The sequence below is a fragment of the uncultured Parabacteroides sp. genome (assembly GCF_902493135.1).
GTDB lineage: Bacteria > Bacteroidota > Bacteroidia > Bacteroidales > Tannerellaceae > Parabacteroides.
Genome location: NZ_CABUOD010000058.1, coordinates 1 through 19308, shown reverse-complemented (window position 1 = coordinate 19308; position 19308 = coordinate 1). Strand labels below are relative to the sequence as shown.

At 45.8% G+C, this 19308-nt stretch carries 16 protein-coding genes and 1 tRNA gene; 6 read left to right on the top strand and 11 right to left on the bottom strand.

Features of this window, described 5'->3' with window-relative positions:
• Positions 1-134: 134 nt before the first annotated feature.
• The gene (locus RDN79_RS17430; RefSeq protein ID WP_298552597.1) at positions 135-2732 is read left to right on the top strand and encodes a DUF5916 domain-containing protein; all 2598 of its coding nucleotides are present in this window, start codon (positions 135-137) and stop codon (positions 2730-2732) included.
• A gap of 29 nt (positions 2733-2761) precedes the next feature.
• Here RDN79_RS17430 and RDN79_RS17425 read toward each other — a convergent pair whose 3' ends face one another.
• A complete protein-coding gene (locus tag RDN79_RS17425) occupies positions 2762-2920 on the bottom strand; it encodes a hypothetical protein (protein WP_298552599.1) in 159 nt (52 codons plus the stop codon).
• Positions 2921-2979: 59 nt separating this feature from the next.
• Positions 2980-4056 carry a tRNA 2-thiouridine(34) synthase MnmA gene (gene mnmA / locus RDN79_RS17420; protein WP_298552601.1) on the bottom strand — a complete coding sequence of 359 codons (1077 nt, stop codon included), beginning with the start codon at positions 4054-4056 and terminating at the stop codon, positions 2980-2982.
• Between the two features lie 131 nt (positions 4057-4187).
• On the opposite strand from mnmA, the gene RDN79_RS17415 reads away from it, so the two are divergent.
• Positions 4188-5024 (top strand): SGNH/GDSL hydrolase family protein, encoded by an 837-nt coding sequence (locus RDN79_RS17415; RefSeq protein ID WP_298552603.1) that lies wholly within the window; start codon positions 4188-4190, stop codon positions 5022-5024.
• Between the two features lie 154 nt (positions 5025-5178).
• On the opposite strand, the gene RDN79_RS17410 is transcribed toward RDN79_RS17415, so the two are convergent.
• Genes RDN79_RS17410 through RDN79_RS17390 form a run of 5 tightly spaced genes read right to left on the bottom strand, consistent with a single transcriptional unit; the run spans position 5179 to position 9070 of the window.
• The gene (locus RDN79_RS17410; protein WP_298552604.1) at positions 5179-5463 is read right to left on the bottom strand and encodes a transcriptional regulator; all 285 of its coding nucleotides are present in this window, start codon (positions 5461-5463) and stop codon (positions 5179-5181) included.
• Complete coding sequence (locus RDN79_RS17405) at positions 5448-6038, bottom strand: hypothetical protein (protein WP_298552605.1); 591 nt, start codon at positions 6036-6038, stop codon at positions 5448-5450. The genes RDN79_RS17410 and RDN79_RS17405 overlap by 16 nt, the downstream gene beginning before the upstream one ends.
• Before the next feature lie 53 nt (positions 6039-6091).
• Positions 6092-8470 carry an outer membrane beta-barrel family protein gene (locus RDN79_RS17400; RefSeq protein WP_298552606.1) on the bottom strand — a complete coding sequence of 793 codons (2379 nt, stop codon included), beginning with the start codon at positions 8468-8470 and terminating at the stop codon, positions 6092-6094.
• A gap of 4 nt (positions 8471-8474) precedes the next feature.
• Positions 8475-8849 (bottom strand): DUF2141 domain-containing protein, encoded by a 375-nt coding sequence (locus RDN79_RS17395; RefSeq protein WP_298552607.1) that lies wholly within the window; start codon positions 8847-8849, stop codon positions 8475-8477.
• Complete coding sequence (locus tag RDN79_RS17390) at positions 8846-9070, bottom strand: 2TM domain-containing protein (RefSeq protein ID WP_298552609.1); 225 nt, start codon at positions 9068-9070, stop codon at positions 8846-8848. The genes RDN79_RS17395 and RDN79_RS17390 overlap by 4 nt, the downstream gene beginning before the upstream one ends.
• 508 nt (positions 9071-9578) lie before the next feature.
• Between RDN79_RS17390 and RDN79_RS17385 the strand changes: the two genes are divergently transcribed.
• Positions 9579-10607 carry an SPOR domain-containing protein gene (locus RDN79_RS17385; RefSeq protein ID WP_298552610.1) on the top strand — a complete coding sequence of 343 codons (1029 nt, stop codon included), beginning with the start codon at positions 9579-9581 and terminating at the stop codon, positions 10605-10607.
• A 99-nt stretch (positions 10608-10706) separates the two neighbouring features.
• Here RDN79_RS17385 and RDN79_RS17380 read toward each other — a convergent pair whose 3' ends face one another.
• Together RDN79_RS17380 and RDN79_RS17375 are read right to left on the bottom strand one after the other, a co-directional pair.
• Positions 10707-10913, bottom strand: a complete 207-nt coding sequence (locus RDN79_RS17380) for an Arc family DNA-binding protein (RefSeq protein WP_298552611.1) — start codon at positions 10911-10913, stop codon at positions 10707-10709.
• A gap of 19 nt (positions 10914-10932) precedes the next feature.
• Positions 10933-11808 carry an SPFH domain-containing protein gene (locus RDN79_RS17375; RefSeq protein WP_298552612.1) on the bottom strand — a complete coding sequence of 292 codons (876 nt, stop codon included), beginning with the start codon at positions 11806-11808 and terminating at the stop codon, positions 10933-10935.
• Between the two features lie 134 nt (positions 11809-11942).
• Between RDN79_RS17375 and RDN79_RS17370 the strand changes: the two genes are divergently transcribed.
• The 3 genes from RDN79_RS17370 (at position 11943) to RDN79_RS17360 (ending at position 18460) form a co-directional block, all read left to right on the top strand.
• Complete coding sequence (locus tag RDN79_RS17370) at positions 11943-13946, top strand: tetratricopeptide repeat protein (RefSeq protein ID WP_298552613.1); 2004 nt, start codon at positions 11943-11945, stop codon at positions 13944-13946.
• 112 nt (positions 13947-14058) lie between these two features.
• Positions 14059-17241, top strand: a complete 3183-nt coding sequence (locus tag RDN79_RS17365; protein ID WP_298552614.1) for a TonB-dependent receptor — start codon at positions 14059-14061, stop codon at positions 17239-17241.
• A gap of 7 nt (positions 17242-17248) precedes the next feature.
• Positions 17249-18460: an ectonucleotide pyrophosphatase/phosphodiesterase gene (locus RDN79_RS17360; protein ID WP_298552615.1), complete on the top strand. Its 1212-nt coding sequence runs from the start codon at positions 17249-17251 to the stop codon at positions 18458-18460.
• 75 nt (positions 18461-18535) lie between these two features.
• Here the strand turns inward: RDN79_RS17360 and RDN79_RS17355 are convergent, their stop codons facing one another.
• Together RDN79_RS17355 and RDN79_RS17350 are read right to left on the bottom strand one after the other, a co-directional pair.
• Entirely contained in the window at positions 18536-18751 is a 216-nt protein-coding gene (locus tag RDN79_RS17355) for a winged helix-turn-helix domain-containing protein (RefSeq protein ID WP_186929045.1), read from the bottom strand.
• A 155-nt stretch (positions 18752-18906) separates the two neighbouring features.
• Positions 18907-18979 (bottom strand) — tRNA-Glu (locus RDN79_RS17350).
• Positions 18980-19308: the final 329 nt, after the last annotated feature.

The following is a 19308-nucleotide window of genomic DNA, read 5'->3' as shown; positions in this document are numbered from 1 at the left end:
CCGTGTAATCCGCGTAATCCGTGCCTTAAAGATCGTGATAAAGGAGTTTTGACACCCTCCTTTTTATTTCCGTATAATTCTTAACTTTGTGTGCAAGAAAAAAGCGATAACCTTCTCGCTTGATTCGTTTGACCATGAAATACCGCTATCTCTTAAATCTCCTTTTTCTGGCGGCCTGTGCCTTTTGCTATGGGCAGCAGGATTCCATTGTCCCTTTCAAGGATGCTTACAAGCGTATTTATAATGTAACGAAGGTGTCGGGAAACAAGCCGGTAATAGACGGAAAGCTGGACGAGCCTTTCTGGACGGAGCAAGGCGAGTGGTCCGACCGCTTTGTTCAGATTATTCCTTATGAGCGGATTGTCTCTTCTTCGCCTACGCGGGTCAAACTTTTTTATGATGATAAATATATTTATGTAGGGGTTTATTGTAAAGATGGAGTTCCGGGGAAGATGAACCGTTTTATCGGTAACCGGGACGATAACAGCATGGGCGATCTGATCAGTGTGGCTTTCGATACCTATCATGATTATCGGGCGGCTCCGGAATTCAATATTAATTTAGGCGGGAACAAGACCGATTTGATCGTGACGGACAAGTTGAATGTGAACTTGAGTTGGAATGCGGTCTGGGAAGGGAAGACACATGCCAATCTGCCGGATTCGAGCTGGACGGCCGAATTGCGTATCCCGTTCAGCCAGCTTCGTTATAACCGGGAATCCGAAGATGGTATCTGGGGACTCCATGTGAGACGTATCATCCGGCGGAACAATGAAGTGCAGAACTGGAGCATGATCCCGTTGAAAAATAACGGGCATGTCTTTTCGTTCGGTGAGATGCACGGGATGGACGAATTGCCGAAACCTCGTGGTATTGAGTTCTTGCCGTATGTGATGGGGAAATACAGAAGCGAACCGAAGATCCCCGGCAGCCCTTATCAGAAGGGGCATGGATGGGGTGGAAATGTGGGACTGGATGCCAAATTCGCTTTGTCGGATTTTACGTTGGACCTGACGATCAATCCTGATTACGGGCAGGTGGAGTTGGACCCTTCGGTGATGAACCTGACGGCCTATGAGACTTTTTACGATGAAAAGCGTCCGTTCTTTCTGGAAGGCAAGCACATTCTGGATTTTGCCAACGGCAATGATATGATGTTCTACACACGCCGTATCGGGGCAGCCCCTTCCTACACTCCTCCGGGCATCGATAATGTCAATAGCTTTGCCAGCCGGAAAGAGAATATTCCTATTATCGGAGCTTTGAAACTGACAGGGACGAACCGTAAGGGGGTGACGGTCGGAGTGGTGCAAAGCTTGACGGCACAGTCGTCTTCCAAAGTGACGTTCAACGGGGTGGAAGATAAGGTTGTGGTGGAGCCGTTAACGAATTATACCGTAGCCCGTGTGCAGAAAAACTGGGAAGGGAATACGTTGTTGGGGGGAATGGTTACTTCTGTAAACCGTGCTTTGGATGAACCGTATCTGGAGGATTTCATGGTACGTAATGCGTTTACGGCAGGGATTGATTTTACGCAATATTTTAAGAATCGTTTGTATTATATCGAGGCGAAGGCGATGGCCAGTTCCCTGAATGGAAGTCGGGAGGCGATCCGTGCATTACAGGAAAATGCGGTGCATTATTATCAACGGTTGTCTTCCGCCGGTTATTTGGAGGTCGATCCGGACCGTCGTTCGTTGAATGGAACGGGCGGTTATCTGAAGCTGGGACGGAAGGGAAATGCGAAATGGGCTTTTGCGGAGACCTTCAGCTGGTCGTCTCCCGGTTTCGACCTGAATGATATCGGCTACTTGAAGCAAACGGATAATTTATCGAATGAGACGGAGGTCGTCTATCGGCAGACGGATATTTGGAAGATGTTCCGGTATAACGCTTTTACGTTGACACAACGGAACCAATGGAATTATGGCGGGACTCCTTTTTATAATGATGTGGCGTTGAAGTGGCAGACGATGACGATGAGCCGTTATGAACTGGTCTTATCGGAAACGTTCTGCTGGAACAGCCTGGATAGCCGTTTGCTACGGGGTGGCCCGGATGTGCGGTTTGATCCTTATTTCCTGACATCGGTCAAGTTTAATACGGATAAGGCAAAACGGGTTATGTTGACGTTGCAATATGAAGGGAATCATAATCTGGATGGATATAACCGTTTCAACTCCTTTATACCGGGGTTGACTTTTCGTCTCGGAAACCATGTCTATCTTTCCGGACAGGTGAATTATGCCTGGAATAGGGACAATATGCAATTTGTACAGGCTGTACCGGAGATCACTACGGCCCCTTACATGACAGCACATATGGATCAGAAAACATACGGGCTGACCATGAAGTTGCAGGTAAACGTGACACCGGATATTTCGGTTCAGTTCTATGGCTCGCCTTTTACCTCGACTGCCCGGTTCAGTGATTTCAAATCCATGACAAATACGACTTCGCATACGTATGAAAATCGTTTCCGCCCGTTGTCGGAGGAGGAAACGTCTTTTATAAAGGAGAAGCCGGACTTCAGTTTTAACGAGTTCCGTTCCAATCTGGTGGCACGCTGGGAATATCTGCCGGGTTCTACATTATACTTGGTATGGGAACACAGGATGTCTAATCGTGACAGCCGTTATCTTTCCGGCTGGGGGAATAACCTGGACCGCATGTTCGGCCTTCCCGCAACGAATACGTTCATGATTAAAATGAATTACTGGTTTAACCTGTAACGGTCAGAATAGATCGGCATGCGTACCGGTTATTCATCCAGTCCGCATTTTTTTTCTTTGCGGACCTTGATTTTGCCTCCTAATCCTTGAATTAGTTTACGGATTGTTGCAGCGTACTCTTCGGGAATGGCTATCTCGAATGTCTTTAATGTTTTTATCGTTTCTTTTTTTATACTTGTTGCTTCCATTTTTACTTAGTTTAAATATTACAACTTGAAACAAAGATACATAATAATCGGCAATTGGCCTATTTCTCTTCATCAATAATCATGCCGCTGCCGAGGCAAAGATGGTGGTCTTTGTCGTAGACCACTCCGTACTGTCCGGGGGCGATTCCCTGGATTTTGTTGTCGGATTCGATGCGGTAGAGGTCACCGATGCGACGGATGCGGCCATGTGTGAAGTCCGGCGTGTGACGGATCTTGAAAGTGATCTCTTTCTCGTCCGCAAACTCTCCCCACGGGTCTTCGGTAATGAAGTCGAAGCCGTGCATGTTGATAATCTTGCCGTATTGTGTTTCCGGATCATAACCGTTGGAAACATAGATGATGTTCCGCTTGATATCCTTTTTGATAACGAACCACGGTCCGCCACTCAAGCCTAAACCCTTACGCTGCCCGATCGTGTGGAACCAATATCCGTTGTGCTTGCCCAACACCTTGCCGGTTTCCAGTTCGACGATCTTTCCGGTCCGTTTTCCCAGGTAGCGCTCGATGAATTCATTATAGTTGATTTTGCCTAAGAAGCAGATACCCTGGCTGTCTTTCCGTTTGGCGCTCGGCAGTTTTTGTTGCTCGGCGATGGCTCGGACTTCGCTTTTCATCAGGTGTCCGATCGGGAACATCAACTTCTGTATCTGCAAACGGGTGATCTGGCCGAGGAAGTCGGTCTGGTCCTTCACGGGGTCTTTGGCAGTGGAGAGCCAAACTTTGCCGTCGATCTCGGTTGTCGTGGCGTAATGGCCGGTTGCTATCTTGTCGAAGTCTTTGCCCCATTTCTCCTCGAAACAGCCGAACTTGATGTATTTGTTGCACATCATATCCGGGTTGGGGGTGAGTCCGCGTTTTACGGAATCGATGGTGTAGCTCACGACACGATCCCAATACTCGTCGTGCAAGGAGACGATCTCGAACCGGCATCCGTACTTCTTGGCTATATAGGAGGTGATCTCGATATCTTCTTCGGCGGGGCAGTCTATATATCCGTCTTTGTCTTCCATGCCGATACGGATATAGAAGATGGTTGGATCGTATCCAGCCTCTTTCAACTGGTGGACGACTACGGAGCTGTCTACTCCTCCTGAAACTAATGCTGCAATTTCCATATTTCTACAGTGAATAAGAATTGTACAAAGGTACGGTAAATTTTTCAATTAAAACAGGAGAGATGCTTTGGGCGCTTCGGGGTATATTTATAATTTTGTACGTTTAGTTCATCTTAATTGATAAAAACGATATGCATATGCGTTATTCAGCTTTGTTATTGTCAGCCTTATTGTTGTCGACTGATGTTCATCCTTATTCGGCTTGTCTCTTGCAGGAAATGCAGGAGGTTTCTGTCCCTAATCCGTGGAAAGGGAAAAAAGTGGCTTTCTTGGGTGATTCGATTACCGATAAGATACATGTTGGGACGACGAAAAATTATTGGCAGTATCTTTCGGAGATGTTGGGCATGGAACCGTTCGTTTACGGCATTAACGGTCATCAGTGGAACGGCGTGTTGGAGCAGGCCGGGAGATTGCTGGCTGAACGGGGTGGCGATATCGACGCAATCCTGGTCTTTGCCGGGACAAACGACTTTAATGCCGGAGTTCCTTTAGGTGAATGGTACGCCGAGAAGGAAGAATCCGTTGAAGTGTCGGGGCCGAAGCGGGAAGTGCGTAAGCGGCGGACGCTACAAACGGATGACCGGACGTTTCGGGGACGTATCAACCGTGTCCTGTCTTATCTGAAAGCGAATTATCCGACGAAACAAATCATACTGTTGACTCCGATACATCGCGGATATGCCGAATTCGGGGATAACAATATCCAGCCGGACGAATCTTATCCCAACCGGATCGGTCTGTATGTGGATGAATATGTGGAAGTGATCAAAGAAGCGGCCAATGTCTGGGCCGTTCCTGTCATCGACCTCAATAGCGTCAGCGGGCTTTATCCTGTCAGCGACTCCCATACCCGATATTTTCATAAGGAAGATACGGACCGCCTTCATCCGAATGCGGACGGGCATTACCGGATGGCAAAGGCTTTGATGTATCAACTATTGACTTATCCGGCCGATTTTGAATAAAACATATCGCAAGCGATTTGTTGCGAGGCTGACAGAAGGGTTTCTGTTCGACCGACAGATGTCCGTCTGTTCACCCGATAGATGGGCTTCTGTTCGATCGACAGGTGGGCATCTGTTCCATCGACAGAAGCCCATCTGTCGATGCAGCAAATTTTCAGATTCCGATATATCCTTTCAGCGCATTCACATAATCCTCGAACGCCTGCTTGCCGACAGGCGTGATCCGGCAGGTGGTACGGGGCTTTTTCCCGACGAAGCTTTTCTCGACTTCGATATATCCGGCTTCATTCAATTTGTCTATCTGCACACTCAGGTTGCCGGCGGTCGCTTGTGTCTTTTCTTTCAGGTAGACGAAATCGGCTTCATCAACCGACAAGAGAATGGACATGACCGCAAGCCGGAGCTGGGAATGTAATAATGGATCTAATTCTTTGAACATAGCTGCTTCATTTGTTTATTCAGGATATGTCCCGGTATAATCATCATGACGGCAAAGATAGCGGCGAAAGCTAATAACCGGTCGGCCCCGTGTATAAATAAGATGGAAAAGGAGAGTGCAATGCTGACAGATCCGGCTATGATCATCGGCTTATATTTGCTGACACATCCGGAGAGCGTAGTTGCCATCCCCATTAGCAACGGGATGATGAACAGGATGTCCACCTTTCCGGCAAAAGAGACAAGGGATAGGAACCAGCCGACAACGCCAAACACGATCCATATCTGGCCGGTGATGCGGTCTATATAGTTTTTAACTCCTCTTTTCCCGTTTTTGCGGGCGAAATAGATCGTGATCGGGCCGGCAATGGCGGGCAGTGCGAACCATAAATAATTCACCTTGTAAGAACCGGTCTGCAGGAAAGCATACCAGATGGTAACCGCTATTATAACCGTCGTGTATCCCCATACCAGAAGCGGGTAGGCGGCATAACGGGCTACATTTTCTTGGGTTTCCCTGATCATCCGGGTAATGAGTTCCAGACTTTCTTTCTCGTTTAATTTTCTGTCTTCCATAACTTTATTTGTTTTTTATTTTGTTCGTATGTACTTTGTTGATTCAAAGATAATTATTTTTCATTGAGCCGACTTCTTTCGTCGGCCGAACTTCTTTCGATCTTGCTCTTTTTCACTTTCTTCCCGCTGTTGAAGTTCCATGTCAGGGATATTTTGAAAGTCCGTCCCGAAAGGGCGCTTTCGTACCGGCTGTAAGTTGTGTAGGCATCGATACGGCTGACGAAGGACTGTCGGCGGTCGAAAATATTGTTGGCGGAAGCCGTCAGAAGGAAACGGTTATCGGCAAACTTTTTGCGCACGGCCAGATGGACCGTATGGCGGGGAGCGACCTCGCTGTTTCCGGAATAGAGGCGGCTTGTCCCGCTGTACTGGACCTCTGCCGTGAAATCCGCCGGCAGCAGAAACGTTGCATTGGCATTGGCAAAGGCCAGATAATGCGCTTTGAAGTTGGCCTCTTCCGTCATCCGGATATCCTGCCGCACGCCTACGAAGTTTGCCGTCAGGTTGCACCATGCGGTCGGTTGCATCGGCAGGTTGATGGCTACGAACCAGTGGTTTTCCGAATGATGGTTCTCGTAGGTGATGTAGGAGATATCCGGATTTCCCGCATCCTGTTTGCAAAACTCCCGGATCAGGTCGTGGTGGAGGTTTCCGCCGACGGTCAACGTATAGCGGTAGTTATAGACCAGTGTCGCACTGAACCTGTTGATATAAGTCGGACGCAGATAGGGGTTCCCGATCTGGTAACTGTAGTCGGACGTTTGCAACCGGTTCGGGTTCAAGGTGTAGAATGCCGGACGCTCGATGTTGAGGGCATATTGGCCGACCAGCATCCACTTTTTCATCCGGTCGAATGCATACGTGGCACTCAGGTTGGGGAAGAAGTCGAAATAGTCACGTTTGATGCGGCCGCTCCGGTCGTCCGTCTGTGTGTATTCTCCCCTCAGGCCGGCGATAAGCGACCACTTGCCTGCCTCGGCCGAAAAAGAAGCATACGCACTCATGATGTCCTCCTTGTATTTCAGGCTGTGCCCATAGACTGGGTTTTCTTTCCATTCCTGCTGTTGCGACAGGCCGTCATAGTGGGAATAGTCGTCCATGGAAGTATGCGTGTACTTCACTCCGGCGTTCAGCGACAGGTTTTTGTTGAAATATTTCAATCCCGACAGGTCGGATGTGACAATTTCGTAAGTCGCATCCGCATGGCTTCTGTAGAGGCTGTCGTGTTTCAGCATTTCCGTCTCTTGGGTGACGCTGTAGTCATTATCGCCTTTCGATTTTTTATTTGCATAATCAACGATCAGTTTGATCGCTGAACCTCGATTGTCAATTTTATGCAGATAATTCATCGTGGCGGTGACAGTCTGGTATTGGCTGCTTTGTCCGTATTTCCCGTTACTGTTCAGCATGAATCCTCCTTTCGTGAGATTTGTCCGGCTCCAGGACGGTCCTTTGGCCGTTTGCCGGATGTATTCGATTTCTCCCCCGACACTATTGGCCGTATCTATTTCAAAGATCGCCCCTAAACGTCCCGTCCCGTAACCGGAGCGGGTGTCGAATCCTGAAAGGCTCGAAAAATGAACAGTTTCCTCCGGATATTCCCTTTCCGAACTCATCTTGCTTCTGTCGTTCGGTGTGAATATGCCTGAAGCTGCTGCCTGGATGCTCCATTTTCCAATACGTGCATGAAGGCCGGCGGAAGGTAAATACCGGGTTAATGAAGGAGCCAAAACCGTTCCCATCGAGATATTTCCCTGTACGCCGTTATCCAGCCTGCGCCGGAGGGAGATCCGGATAACCCCGCCCCGCATATTGGCATCATATTCCGCTCCGGTAATCGGGATCACTTCGATCCGCCTGATATCCTCGGATTTTAATGAACGCAGGTAGGAAAGCAGTTCTTCTCCGCTCAATTTGATTTCCCGGTTGTCTACAAACACCTTGGTCCCCGATGCTCCATTGATGGAAATGTTCTTGTCGGTCAGCCATACGCCCGGTGCTTGCGATAACAATTCCGTCCCGTCTTTACCGCTGGCAGGGGAGACGTTGACGACAAAGCGGTCTGCTTTTCGTTCGATGTTAAGAGCTTGCACTACCACTTCTTTCAATGCATAGGTTGAAGTCTCCAATATAAATGCCTCGCGTGTGTCGGCTGTTAGTCGGATTGACTTGCGTATCGTTTCAAAGCCTATACATTGAATAATGAGTGTGTAGGCTCCTGTGTCGGCCTTCAATGCGAAGTTTCCGATACTGTCGGTTGCGCCTCCGGCTATTTGATCGCCGTTCCGCAGTAGAACGACGGTCGCATAGTTCACCGCTTCCCCTTGATGGTTTTGTATATGGCCGCCGTATATTGTCCTATTCGTCTGGCCATATACGTGAGCGGAGAGAGTCGCCACCATTAGGAGGATCAGGAGTGATACCCGTTTCATGACTTTACTCGTGAGTCGGGTAGTACAATTTCAGGCTGACGGTCTCTTCGTCCTGTTTAGGTTTACAGCTTTTCATCGCGTAACCCTCGACTGGCTTTTTATCTTCAGAGAAATCCATTTTCCAATTGTCGTTTTCGTCATGAAAAACAGACAGGTCGAATTCGTCCCATTCCACATTTTCCAGTTTGATGACAGCGGCCCCCTTTTCGGCTTTAGCCATTCCATAAACCGGTTTGCTTTCTTTCCCCTGTTGAGCCATCACCAGGATGTTCCCTTTTTCACCCCGGATATTGCTGACCTTCACGATGATGGTGCGGGCTATTACCGAACTGCAACTGAAAATCAGGGCCAATATACTTGTTATAATAATACGTTTCATATTTTCCCCTCCTCTTGTTTGATAAAATACTGACTAATGATGTTTAAACTCAGATCCAATCCCCAGCCGGCGACTACCCATAAAAACCACCAGTAAGATGGATTTGTGATATAATTGACTACTGCAAGGAAACTGCATACTACGATATATCTCAGGATATTCATTTTCATCTGTGCTGATAATGAACAGTCTCTTTTGTTTGTCTCTGCTGTTGCTTCCATTTTTGACTTCTTTTTAAGTTTGATGTGAATAAGTTTATTTTGTAAACCATATATGGATTAAAAAAGTGCAAGGAGCTGCGCGTTTCTCACTTGCACGCTGCAAAAATAAAACAGTTTATGATGTAAACCAAATAAAATGGGAAAAACTTTTACAGAAGGAAGAGGTATTTATACAAATAAATCATGAGAGTATAAAAAAGGCATGGGGAGTCTCCCTGTCCCATATTAGACTCTTCACTCCTCTCGTTTCATAATTAAAGTTTTGGCTTGCGTTTGTGTTTACAGCCCAAAGGCTTCGTGCCAAGAGTGTTTGCTTTTTCTTTGGTTCGATGCGTTCTCTTCGATATGTATGTCTTTGTTAATAAAATAATTATGGGGCACAACAAAGAAAATATATACGACACCGAATGGTTACGAACAAAATGAACTCAGATGCGTTTCGCATTGGAAAGTGCTCGAAATATAATGATTTTTTTGGCAATTCGGACAAAAGATTTACCTTTGTTGCATGCTTAGAATTGTAACACATATTGAACATTTGCTTCTGGTGCATGATTGTGTGATTGTACCGAAGTTCGGAGGTTTTGTTCTGCAGGTTGTTCCTGCCGTGCAGCATGTGGAGGAACATACGTTTCGTCCTTTGCGAAAAGAGATTGGTTTCAATATGACGCTGCAGCATAATGACGGGCTTTTGCCTGAATTGTATATGCAGGTATATGCGGTGAGCTATCGTCAGGCACAGTTGATGTTGGAAGAAGATGTGGAGGACATAAAGAACTCTTTGCAACAGTATGGAAAGTTGTCGTTTGGAGTGTTAGGCTCGTTCAGTATAGGAGAAGAGGGACAGATGATTTTCCATCCGGGTGAAACCGACTTGTTTAGTGTCGTTTCGTATGGCTTACCCGTTTTCCATTTCCCGGCTCTCGCGCCGTTGCAGGAGGAGCGGGGAGAAGAGATTCTTCTTACATCCCAAAAAGAAAAGAAAGATACTCTTTATATTCCGATCAGTCGTAAACTTATCCGTACGGCTATGGCTTCAGCTGCCGCATTGGCTTTGTTCCTGCTGGTTTCCACTCCGGTGAAAGATGTCAACCAGGATACCTATACAGCCAGTTTTGTCCCTACCGGAATGGTCGGGCAAAAATCGGTTTTTTCTGAAGCGGTTTTTCCCGATAGCATGGTGGCAGAGGCAGATATGAAGCAGGAACCATCGGAAGAGGTGATTGCGCGTGAAGTGAAAAACGTTGCGCCTGCTCCGGTACCGGAAAAGAAAGCACTTGTGTCCAAGCCTGTAATTGTCCAGCCTAAAAAAATGTATCATATCGTAATTGCCAGTTTCCCCTCGGAATCGCAGGCGGATGAATTTATTGCCGGTGTAGATCGTAGCGAATGCAACCATGTCAGTAAGGTTGTTCGTGATGGGAAGTATCGTATCTATGCGGATAAATTCGATAATCGCGAAGCTGCGGAATCTTATATGGCAACTCTCCGTTCCAATCCGAAATATAAGGATGCGTGGTTATTTATTAGCCGCTGATTTATACGATATAAAAAGAAATATCCTTCGGATGAAAAACTATTTTCTACCGAAGGATATTTAAAAAACGTCCGGACAGGTTTTCGTTATTATTGTTTTCTACTCTTTATTCTCTTTTTCAGATTTTGGTTTTCGTTTCTTTTTGAGCCGGCCTGCCTTGCGTAAGGCCTGATCCAAAATGTATTGTATCTGGCCGTTTGTGCTCCGAAACTCATCGGCTGCCCAAGTCTCAATCGCTTCCATCATTTCTGCGTCCACACGCAATATGAAATTTTTGGTCGCATTTCCATTTTCTTTTTTGGCCATATTTATATTATTGTATAAATTACTGATATAAAGTACCTGTATTGACTACAGGCTGTGCGGACTCGTCTGCGCAAAGGACTACCAGCAGATTGCTGACCATTGCTGCTTTCCGTTCTTCATCCAGCTCGACAACACCGTCTTTTTCCAGTTTTTCCAATGCCAGATGCACCATGCTGACGGCTCCTTCAACGATCCGTTCGCGGGCAGAGATGATAGCATCTGCTTGCTGGCGGCGCAACATCACACTGGCGATTTCGGATGCGTAAGCTATGTAGTTGATGCGTGCTTCTACGATTTCGATTCCGGCGATGGCGAGACGGCTGTTAAGTTCGTCTTCCAAGCGTTGGGTTATTTCTCCGCTTTCATCGGAGCGGAGTGTGACTTTGTCAATCGTTTCGTTTGTGTCGTAAGCGTACATGCCTGCAACTTGTCGAAGAGCGGCATCGCTTTGTATTTGGACAAACTCCCGGATGTTTCCGGATATATCGAAACAGGCTTTATAGGTGTCTTTTATTCTCCAGACAACTACGGCTCCGATCATGATCGGATTTCCTACTTTGTCGTTGACCTTGATCGGATCGATGTTCAGGTTAAGGATACGTAATGTTACGGTCGATTTCTGGAAAAGTGGATTTACCCAATAGAAACCGTTGCTTATGACTGTTCCGACATATCTACCGAAAAAAGTCAATACGCGTGAATTGTTCGGCTGAATGATCATAAATCCGGGAAACATGACAACTACGCATATCCCGCAGATGACACCGACGATGGTACTTGATATTTGTGACAACGATAGTAGATATATGGCTGTCCCTGTTAAAGCAAGCATGATAAATATAACCGTAAAACCGGATATTTTAATGCCGTCGAAGTTCTTTTCCTGTGTTTTCATAATGATTTATATATGATATTATTTTGATATCACAAAGTAAGGTAAAGTTCCGAACTTCTGCAAATAAATTATGAACTTTTTATAAGTAGATATATAAAATATTCTATAGCTTTGTCTACTCAAAAATTAGACGATTGGAATTTCAATTAGATATAGATAATAAGGAGTTTCAGGATGCCTTGCAACTGATCACCCATACACGCCAGTCCGTTTTCCTGACCGGGAAGGCCGGAACGGGTAAATCCACGTTCCTGAAATACATTTGCGCGCATACAAAAAAGAAATATGTCGTATTGGCGCCGACTGGGATAGCGGCGATTAATGCGGAAGGGGTGACGCTTCATTCCTTTTTTAAATTGCCTTTTCGTCCGATGTTGCCAGATGATCCGGACCTGAGTCTGAAGAACGGGCGTATCTTTGAGTTTTTCAAATACAGGAAAGAACATCGGAAGTTGATTTCGGAAGTAGAATTGATCATTATCGATGAGATTTCGATGGTGCGGGCAGATATTATTGATTGTGTCGACCGGATTTTGCGTGTCTTTTCCGGTAATATGCGTTTGCCGTTCGGGGGCAAGCAGTTGCTGTTTGTCGGCGATGTCTTTCAATTGGAGCCTGTAGTCCCTTCTGATCAGAAGGAAATATTAAGTCTTTTCTATGCCAGTCCGTTTTTCTTTTCGGCCCGTGTCTTCAAGGATATAAATCTGGTCCCGATTGAATTGCAGAAAGTGTATCGGCAGACAGATCCGGTATTTATCAATATTTTGGACCGCATCCGTAACAATGCCGCGCGGAAACAGGAGTTGGACACATTGAATGCTCGCTATTTCCCCGATTTTACACCTCGAAATGAAGATATGTACATCACGCTTGCCACCCGGCGGGATCAGGTGGATTTTATCAATGAACGGAAGTTGGCGGAATTGCCTGGTGAAGAATTTGTCTCTCACGGTAAGATCGAAGGTGATTTTCCCGAATCGTCTCTACCGACACAATTGAACTTGTCCATCAAGGAACAGGCTCAGGTCATCTTTATCGATAATGATTATGAACGCCGTTGGGTCAATGGTACGATCGGTATGGTGTCGGGGATTGACGAAAATGGAAATGTCTACGTCCTGTTGGAGGACGGGAGGGAATATCTGGTCGAGCCAACTTCCTGGCGTAACTATAAATATAAGTACAACGAAAAGGAGAAAAAGGTCGAAGAGGAGATTGTGGGGATTTTCGAGCAATTGCCGATCCGACTTGCCTGGGCGATCACCGTGCATAAGAGCCAAGGGCTTACGTTCAGCCGTGTCGTGGTGGATTTGACAGGCGGTGTGTTTGCCGGAGGTCAGACGTATGTCGCTTTAAGCCGTTGCACGTCTCTGGAAGGGTTGGTATTGAAAAGTCGGATTTCTCCGCATGACATCTTTGTGCGGAAAGAGATTGTGCAGTTTAGTCAGATGTTTAATGATCGGCAGCTGATCGAAAAGAGTTTGCGTGAAAGTGAAGCGGAATTGCTGTATGCACGCGCCGCCCATAGTTTTAAATCCGGTAATGTAAAAGAGACGGTCGAGGCCTTTGCGGCTGCCGTAAGTAAACGGAACGAGCTGGAAAAGCCGGAGGTACAACGGTTGCTTCGTATGAAATTGCAAATTATAAATACTCAACGGGCGCAGATCAAAAAACTCAGGGAGGAGATACATGCTCAGCGGGAGATCCAGAAAGAATACGCTCACGAATACTATTTGATGGGGAATGAATGTATCACGAAAGCACATGATCCGAATGCAGCTATCCGCTCTTTCGACAAGGCGCTCAGGCTTTATCCCGAATTTGTGGATGCTTGGGTACGTAAAGGGGTGACTCTTCTCGATTTGGGTGACAACTTCCGGGCGGTTACTTGTCTGAATGAAGCTGTGCGGCTTAACCCTAACTCTTTTAAAGCGCGTTATAATCGTGGGAAATCTTATCTCCAACTGAAATATTATGACGAGGCCGTTTCTGACTTTATGAAAGCTGTCGACTTGAAACCGAAGCATGCTGCAGCCCATGAATATCTTGCTGAGGCATTTCTACATATAGGGGAAGAAGAGTTGGCTCAGCAGCATCGGGATATTGCTGATGAGCTTCGTAATGGGAGTGAGAGTTAATAAGTTGTCGTTAATTTTATGCAGAAATGTAATAAAAACGTGATTATAAGGTTGTATCTTTGTGTCGCAATGTTAAATTATGTAGAGGGTATTTATTAAAACAAATTTCTGTATGAGAAAAGTTATCTGCTTTTTTGTATTTATTTTGATATGCATAGGTTTTTCTGTGCAGGCTCAGGTGACAACTTCTGCACTGAGCGGAAAAGTTATCGATGATCAGAATGAGAATGTGATAGGGGCTACGGTGGTAGTGGTGCACGAGCCGTCCGGAACGCTGTATGGTGCGGTTACGAATGTAGATGGACGCTATACGATCCAGGGAATGCGTACCGGCGGGCCTTATAAAGTGGAGATTTCCTATATCGGTTATAAAAAGGCTATTTTTACGGATATCAGACTGGAACTGGGTAATACATATACTCAGAATGCAACCTTGTATCCCAGTTTGGAACAATTGGGTGAAGTGGTGGTTACGGCTGATGCAAAAGCGAATATCGGTGCATCCAAAAACTTTTCTACATCGAAAATACAAGGTACTCCGACGGTTGACCGTAATATTTACGATATCGTGAAGAATATGCCGATGGCGATGACTTCTAAGAACGGAGGTGTCACTTTTGCCGGTTCCAACAACCGTTATAATAGTTTTCAGATCGACGGTACGGTAAGCAATGACGTTTTCGGACTGGCTCCGTCGGGAACAAACGGCGGTCAGACGAACGCCAACCCGATTTCGATGGATGCCATCCAGGAAATCCAGGTGGTGGTAGCTCCTTTCGATGTCCGTCAGAGCGGTTTTACCGGAGGTGGCATCAATGCAATTACCAAACAGGGAAACAACACATACCATGCATCGGTCTATTCCTATTTTACAAATGAAGGTCTCTACGGAAAATACAATGCTTATAAAGATAACATAAAGGATAAATTGACGGAACAGTCCACAAAAACTTTTGGTGGGACGTTGAGCGGTCCGATCATCAAAGACAAGCTGTTCTTCTTTGCTAATGTCGAAAACCGCAAGGAATCTTACCCGTCTCGTTTCTATGCCGGATATGACGAGAAAGGCTTTACCACCGATATGGCACAGAAAATAGCCGATAAGTATGAAGAATATACCGGAATCCGAGAGAGTTTCGGGTCACGCGATGTAGATCAGAGAGCCTTTAATTTCTTAGGACGTATCGATTGGAATATCGACAGGAACAATAAACTGGCTTTTCGTTATCAGTATAATAACTCATACGATGATATTTTCAGCCCGTCAAGTACGACTTACTTCTTTAACGGAAGCGGTTACCGGATGAAAAATAAGACGAATTCGTTTGTGGCCGAGTGGAACTCTCATTTGAGCGATATCTTGTATAATGAATTTCGTGCAGGTGTTACGACAGTCCGGGATGAACGCCAGGTGGCTTATCAGGGACCGAACGTAAAGATTAACGGTAGTGATAATAGCGGAACGAACAATATGACGGTCAACATCGGTACGGAGTATTCTTCAGGTGCAAACGCTCTGGATCAAGATATTTACACATTTGAGGACAATCTCTCCTGGTATAAGGGAAATCATACCTTTACCTTCGGTACGCACAATGAAATCTTCCGGATGAAGAACCTCTTTATCCAAGCTGTTACCGGCTCATGGGAGTTCGGTTCGATGGACGCATTCTTGAACGACAGCCCTTCCAAATATGTATTCAAGTATACGGATCCCGATGTGACAGGCGGTAACTATCGCTATACACCTATCATTAAAGCCGGTCAGTTCGGTTTCTATGCACAGGACAAATGGGATGTTGCCGATAATTTCTCGTTGACTTACGGTTTGCGTTTCGATATTCCTTTGTTGTTTAATGATCCGACTACCAATAATGAGTTCAATGAATATGCCGCAAGTAAAAATATTAAGGAAAGAGTGGGAGAAATGCCTGGAGCCAAAGTGATGGTCTCTCCTCGTCTGGGATTCCGCTGGTATACGGATGACAGCCGGACCACTTTGATTCGTGGTGGATTGGGGTTGTTTACGGGGCGTGTTCCTTTTGTATGGCTTTCCAATGCTTATAATAATACCGGGGTTGAGCAGAAAGGTACGACTATCTTTGCTTCCGGCTCGACTTCCGCCCCTTCGCTGGGGCAATATGCGGATGACCCGATCGGTGCTATGAATTCCCAAAAGGGAAGTCCCGCGACTCCCGATGTCGTGACGGTGTCCAAAGATTTTAAATATCCGCAGGTTTTCCGTGTGAACTTGGCACTGGAACGTACCTTGCCCGGTGATGTGAAGATGACTTTGGAGGGGCTTTATTCCAAAACATTCAATAACGTATATTTTGAGAACCTGGCATTATCGAGCAATGCCAAAGTCTATGCCGTTCCAGGTGTGGAAACTTCCGCCACCCCTTATTACTCCGTAGACAAGAAGTATTTCAGCATTACCAATCTGAAAAATACGAATATGGGATATACCTATTCTCTGTCTGCCTTGTTTGAAAAGAGTTTTCATTTCGGTTTGGATTTGGTTGCGTCTTATACGTTCGGACATTCCAAATCGGTGTATGACGGAACCTCTTCTGTGGCTTATTCCAACTGGAAATATAATTATGCAGTAGATTCCAACAGTCCCGGTCTGGCTTATTCCATGTTCGATATTCCTCACCGTGTGATGGTTTCTGTTGGCTATCGGACTCCCCGCTATGCCAAAGGCTTCATGGCGACTACCGTCTCTCTCGTCTATAACGGTTACGTGGGACAGCGTTACAGTCTGACGATGAACGAATCCTACTACGATGCCGAGAAAAAGAAAACAGTCTATATCGACTACAACGGTGACGGCTGGGGGGGGAATTCATTGCTTTATATCCCGACTGAAGACGAACTGCAGAAGATGGAATTCAATACGGAAGAAGACCGTCGGAAGTTTAACGAATGGATCGAAGGCGACAGCTATGCGAAGAAACATCGCGGAGCGTACGCCATGCGCAACTCCAATTCGGCCCCATGGGAAAATCAGGTCGATCTGCATGTCGCACAGGATATTTTCGTGCTGAAAGACCGTGGCAGCAAATTTCAGGTGACATTCGACGTTACGAACTTTGCCAATATGTTGAATAAGAAATGGGGAACCACCTACACCGCTGCCTATAACGTAATGCCTTTGCAGGTAATCGGGAATAAGAAGGGTGAAGATGGCAACTATACAAACACGTATGCTTATAATTCGAGAAATACGATCGCCAAGAATGATATTTTGTCCCGCTGGCATGCCCAGATTGGTTTTAAGTATATTTTCTAAATCTAATATGTATAGATTTCTGACATTTATATTGGTAAGTCTCTTTTTGATAATCTGTTTATCGATAACCGGATGTACGGACCATTCGAAGAAGGAACATTACGTCGTAGTCCTGTCTATGGACGGTTTTCGATCCGATTACCCGTCGCATGCCCATACGCCGACGCTCGATTCGTTGGCATGCGTAGGTGTGAAGGCGGCTTTTCGTCCCAGTTTTCCGAGTGTTACTTTCCCGAACCATTACAGTATGGCGACAGGCCTGCATCCGGATCATCACGGATTGGTGAACAATTTCTTTTACGCACCCGATCTGGACAGTGTTTATATAATGGGAAATCCTAATCCTGCTTTTTTCGGTGGTGAACCGATTTGGAATACGGCGGAAAAGCAGGGTGTCCGGACCGCCTCGTTCTATTGGGTGGGTAGCGAATATCCGATACAGGGACGCCAGCCTTCGATCTGGAAACCGTTCGATAAGAATGTTCCTTTTTCTGACCGGGCGGATTCGGTGATTGTCTGGTTGCAACTGCCTGAGGAAGTTCGTCCGCATCTGATAATGTGGTATATGGAAGAACCGGACGGAATCGGGCATAGGGCAACTCCCGATTCGGCGGCGACCCTTTCGACGGTTGAACATTTGGACCGTATATTAGGTGACTTCTTTGCTAAAGCCCGTAGGCTGGATATCTTTGACCGGATTGATTTTATCGTCCTGTCCGATCATGGCATGGCAACTTATTATCCGGAGAATTATGTGAACCTGAACGATTATCTGCCTCGCGACAGTTTCGATTATGTCTTCGACGGAGTACCGACTTTGCTTTATCCGAAACCAACTTATACGGATAGCGCTTATGCAATCCTGAAGCGTGTACCTCATGTGACGGCGTGGAGAAAGAACGAGATTCCGGAAAAGTTCGTGTATGGGAAGAATCCGCGTATAGGCGATCTGTTCGTATTACCGGATATCGGGACGTATTTGCAATTCCGTCCCGAATCGCGTCCTATATTTGCGGCTACACATGGATATGATAATTTTACTCCGGAAATGGAGGCTATTTTCTATGCGGCAGGACCTTCTTTCAAACAGAATGTCGAGTTGCCGGTTATGGCGAATGTCAATTTATATCTGATAATTGCCCGTTTGCTGGATTTGCAGCCAGCTCCTAATGACGGGGACAACGTGGTCGTTTCGACATTGTTCAGAAAACCGGAATAAAGGGATTCATTCCTGATGTTGCAGTATCTGTCGTCCGGAAGATGACGGCAGATACTACAAACATCCTACCGTTGTTTAGAAATAACAATTCATTCCCGGAGAGAAAGCCAATTGGCTACTGGCACTTTTTATTTCGATTTTGTTTTCCCTTGCCAGCCATCCGATCGCCGACCACAGATCAGCTTCCGTTAAAGCGGTTGCCTTTTTCAACTCCTCAAAACTCCAACACCCACCATCTAACAATAAATTGCAGATTGCTCCGGCATTTAATCCGATAGTCCCTTTATTCATGATAAACTTCATTTTATGTTATATGTTATGTAGAATATAAACAAAGCATAAGGGATAAATGATTTATAGGAAGTATGATTTTTATAGAGTTTTAAAGTCTTGTAAGAGATTTTCCGAGAAAAGAAAAAGCTCGCAAGTAAACTGCGAGCTTTTTGTAGTGCGTCCGGGGGTCGAACCCGAGTTTCCGCCGTGAGAGGGCGGCGTCCTGGACCACTAGACGAATGCACCAAGTTGTCTTTGTTTGACGTTGCGAAATTAGTAAATATTTTATTCCGATGTATCATTTAAGGGAATTTTTTTGAAGAAAATGTTTATCCCTTGTCATTTTGGTATCGAATTCTTCGTGTCTCCACTAAAAGGCGTTAAAAGAGCTATCAAATTCGTTAGTATTTCATTTGCGTTCAAGTTTATTTATTCTACCTTTGCCTCTTGTTATTGAACAATATACTATTGAACAATTACTAATACCAGTATTAAAATAACTAATATTATGGCAGAATTAAAAGAAAAACTTTTCTCAGAATTCGCACCTGTGTCTACTGAAGAGTGGATGGCGA

Coding starts and splice junctions, on each gene's coding strand:
- RDN79_RS17430 (WP_298552597.1), top strand. CDS start 135: ATGAAATACCGCTATCTCTTAAATCTCCTTTTTCTGGCGGCCTGTGCC.
- RDN79_RS17425 (WP_298552599.1), bottom strand. CDS start 2,920: ATGGAAGCAACAAGTATAAAAAAAGAAACGATAAAAACATTAAAGACA.
- mnmA (WP_298552601.1), bottom strand. CDS start 4,056: ATGGAAATTGCAGCATTAGTTTCAGGAGGAGTAGACAGCTCCGTAGTC.
- RDN79_RS17415 (WP_298552603.1), top strand. CDS start 4,188: ATGCATATGCGTTATTCAGCTTTGTTATTGTCAGCCTTATTGTTGTCG.
- RDN79_RS17410 (WP_298552604.1), bottom strand. CDS start 5,463: ATGTTCAAAGAATTAGATCCATTATTACATTCCCAGCTCCGGCTTGCG.
- RDN79_RS17405 (WP_298552605.1), bottom strand. CDS start 6,038: ATGGAAGACAGAAAATTAAACGAGAAAGAAAGTCTGGAACTCATTACC.
- RDN79_RS17400 (WP_298552606.1), bottom strand. CDS start 8,470: ATGAAACGGGTATCACTCCTGATCCTCCTAATGGTGGCGACTCTCTCC.
- RDN79_RS17395 (WP_298552607.1), bottom strand. CDS start 8,849: ATGAAACGTATTATTATAACAAGTATATTGGCCCTGATTTTCAGTTGC.
- RDN79_RS17390 (WP_298552609.1), bottom strand. CDS start 9,070: ATGGAAGCAACAGCAGAGACAAACAAAAGAGACTGTTCATTATCAGCA.
- RDN79_RS17385 (WP_298552610.1), top strand. CDS start 9,579: ATGCTTAGAATTGTAACACATATTGAACATTTGCTTCTGGTGCATGAT.
- RDN79_RS17380 (WP_298552611.1), bottom strand. CDS start 10,913: ATGGCCAAAAAAGAAAATGGAAATGCGACCAAAAATTTCATATTGCGT.
- RDN79_RS17375 (WP_298552612.1), bottom strand. CDS start 11,808: ATGAAAACACAGGAAAAGAACTTCGACGGCATTAAAATATCCGGTTTT.
- RDN79_RS17365 (WP_298552614.1), top strand. CDS start 14,059: ATGAGAAAAGTTATCTGCTTTTTTGTATTTATTTTGATATGCATAGGT.
- RDN79_RS17360 (WP_298552615.1), top strand. CDS start 17,249: ATGTATAGATTTCTGACATTTATATTGGTAAGTCTCTTTTTGATAATC.
- RDN79_RS17355 (WP_186929045.1), bottom strand. CDS start 18,751: ATGAATAAAGGGACTATCGGATTAAATGCCGGAGCAATCTGCAATTTA.